This window comes from Lacihabitans sp. LS3-19 (genome assembly GCF_024343575.1).
Classification (GTDB): domain Bacteria; phylum Bacteroidota; class Bacteroidia; order Cytophagales; family Spirosomataceae; genus Leadbetterella.
In genome coordinates this window covers 1-2907 of the sequence record NZ_RJUA01000035.1, presented here as the reverse complement: position 1 = coordinate 2907, position 2907 = coordinate 1, and the positions used below count along the sequence as shown (strand labels likewise).

Sequence of the window (2907 nt, the reverse complement as noted above, 5' to 3'; positions counted from 1 at the left end):
TTATACTTGTCTGATAATCAATATATAATGTTTGGTATTCTATGGCCATCTTGTTAAAAGACTCTTGATAAGCCTCTTGTTTCTGTTTTAAGTCTTCGTCCAACTTTTTTACAGCTTTATAGTTTTCATAAACGTAATCTTCATAAATATAAGCAAATTTTTGAGCTGAAGTACTAGAAGATACTTTTGCCGAAGGCTTTTTTGTTGCTGGTTTTTTGGTTTGGCTTATTGCCGATAGAAATGTTAATGCCAAAAGTGTTGAAAGAAGAATACGTTTCATCAAGAATTATTTAATTTTTGTCAAAAATACTTATTTCTTTCTAATGTTAAACTAAATTTTATTTAACGTTTAATTGGGATAGTAGAGAATTTACTCAATAATTGAATCGAAATAGGATTATAATATAAGTTTTTTTTAAATTTGAATGATGGGGAAAAACTAGAAATGCTTACAAAATTCTTTTTTTCTTGATTTCTAAATATTGATTGATGACTTGCGAACTTAGGTTTTCCGGGCGTGTCAAAAGTGCTTTTATGCCGTGTTTTTCTAATTCTTTTGCTATCAATTTATTTTGATAAAGCATGTTATGGCCAATCGTATTATTGTAAATCTCTTTTAAGTCTTTGGCTTGTTGGTTTACTATTTGGGCTATTTCGGAGTTTTCAAAAAACACCAAAAGCAATAAATGATGCCTTGATAGCGAGCGTAAATAAGGGAGATTCCGATGCATTGCGTTTACTGAATCGAAATTTGTAAATATCACCAAAAGACTCCTTTGACGGATATTTAGTCGAACAAATTTGTACAGCATTTCAAAATCTGACTCTTTAAAATCTGTTTCGATATTGTAAAGTTTCTCAGTGATTTTGCCAAAATGTTTGAGGTCTTTTTTGGCAGGAAGGAAATTGCATTTTTCGTATGAAAAACCAAGAAAACCTGCCCTGTCGCTCATGGTAATTATGGTTTTTGAAAGAGCCAAACAGCCATTTATGGCATAATCCAAAAGCGTTTGCTGGTTAAAAGGCATTTTCATGGTTCTGCCCAAATCTACCGCACAGTAGATATCCTGGCTGCGTTCGTCTTGGTATTGATTCACCATTAGATTGCCTCGCTTCGCACTAGCCTTCCAATTTATATGGCGATAGTCGTCACCACTTGAATAGTCCTTGATTTGCTCAAATTCAAGGCTTTGTCCTATTTTTCTTACTACTTTTTCGTTGCTCTGTTGGTTGTTTACTACGGCATTTATGTGTAGTCTTTTGAATTGCTCAAAAGAAGGATAACAAGCTGATTCTTGTTCAAACTCGAAAACTTCTTTTCGCATTACAAGACTGTATTTTTTTATCTGCAAAAACACCGTTAAATTTTCCCATAGATATAGTCCACGAACTTTTGGGTAGATATCGTAATTGATTTCTGTAATATCATTTGGCTTAAAAATACTTTCCTTTTCCCAGTTTCTGATTTGTAATTGCTCTGGGAGGTCTTCAATCAGTTTGGCCAGGAAATTATGGGAAGTATTATTTTTGATTTTTAGTTTTATCCAATTCACATCTCCATTGCTGAGTATTGAAGGCAATTTTCGGTTTGCTTCAATCGGTTCTGTGTTTCTAAATAATATCACTGTTTCTAGTACCACAGCTATCCAAAGCAGGAAAAACAAGAGTTTACCCAAAACAAAAAATGCCTGGTTCAGTAATCCAAAACTAAATAAGACTACGCATACACCCAGCCAAATGAATGTGTTTCGCGTGAGATAGAAGGATTTTATCATATAAATATTTATAAATTACTTAAAAAAATCAACTTATAATAGTACCTGAAAAGCTAAAAAAAATCTAAACTTTTGTTTTTGCGAAAGCATAAATTGGTTCATAAAAGCAAGTCTTAAAAAGGCAAAGTCTAAAACCTTAGCCATAGATTTTGATTATTATTGCACTTCTTATAACCTAAAGTCCTGAAAGGGCAAATTCTCCAACCCTGAGTAAAGCCTAAGTTTTTGACTCACTTCTAGTAAACCCAGCCCTGAAAGGGCGTAATCCCCAACCTTAGGCGTAACCCAAGGTTATTTAAAGTACCCGACATGAACTCTAGCCCTGAAAGGGCGAAATCAAAACACATCATAATCTTAAGACTTGACTTAATCCCAAACATATCTTTCATCATATTCAACTTTATACTTCTTTAAAAATTTCCTATATTCTGTTTGAAAAGACTGTTTTTGATGGTGAGTTTTTTGATTTATTATATACCTTTCCACTATTTCGATGTCCGATGGCTTAACCGAAAATGCTCCATATCCATTTTGCCAATAAAAATTTTGATATTCTTTTCCTTTCGTTTTCATCCATTTCGAAGAATTCTTTTTTACTTCTTCTAATAATTTCGCCAAAGTTACTTTTTGCGATAATAAACATAGTATATGCACATGATCTCTATATCCTCCTACTTTTATTGGATTACATTCCATGTTTTTACAAACCCCTCCTAAATAATTAAACAATTCTTCTTCGATATTATCATCAATAAATGCTTGTCGATATTTTGTGCTAAATACTATATGCACATAATTTCTGATTAATGATTGCCCCATTTGATACTCATTTTGGTTGAATATGCTAACGTTGTAACGAAAACCAAGGGCGTTGCCCCCGGCTATTGATTTTGCCCCTTCGGGGCTATTTTGAAATTTCATTTTTCAATATCGCACCGTGAGCCTCTCTGTATACTTTTTACTAGATGCCCCGTGCTATTGATTTTGCCCCTTCGGGGCTATTTTGAAATTTCATTTTTCAATATCCTTTTATCTTGGTATTTCCATCGTATTAAACAATTCCCCTAGAACCTCGTCCTCGGTTATGCCTTCCATTTCGGAGTCGGCGGTTAAGATGATTCGGTGTCTTAAA

3 protein-coding genes are annotated in these 2907 nt (G+C 33.5%); all 3 read right to left on the bottom strand.

Annotated elements, in window-relative coordinates; translation table 11 throughout:
• Window positions 1–280 (bottom strand): OmpH family outer membrane protein (locus tag EGI22_RS15015; RefSeq protein WP_255069284.1); only part of this gene is annotated, 280 nt, incomplete at its 3' end.
• 169 nt (window positions 281–449) lie between these two features.
• Entirely contained in the window at window positions 450–1775 is a 1326-nt protein-coding gene (locus EGI22_RS15010; RefSeq protein ID WP_255069283.1) for a DUF58 domain-containing protein, read from the bottom strand.
• Window positions 1776–2141: 366 nt separating this feature from the next.
• Complete coding sequence (gene tnpA / locus EGI22_RS15005) at window positions 2142–2696, bottom strand: IS200/IS605 family transposase (protein WP_255069282.1); 555 nt, start codon at window positions 2694–2696, stop codon at window positions 2142–2144.
• Window positions 2697–2907: the final 211 nt, after the last annotated feature.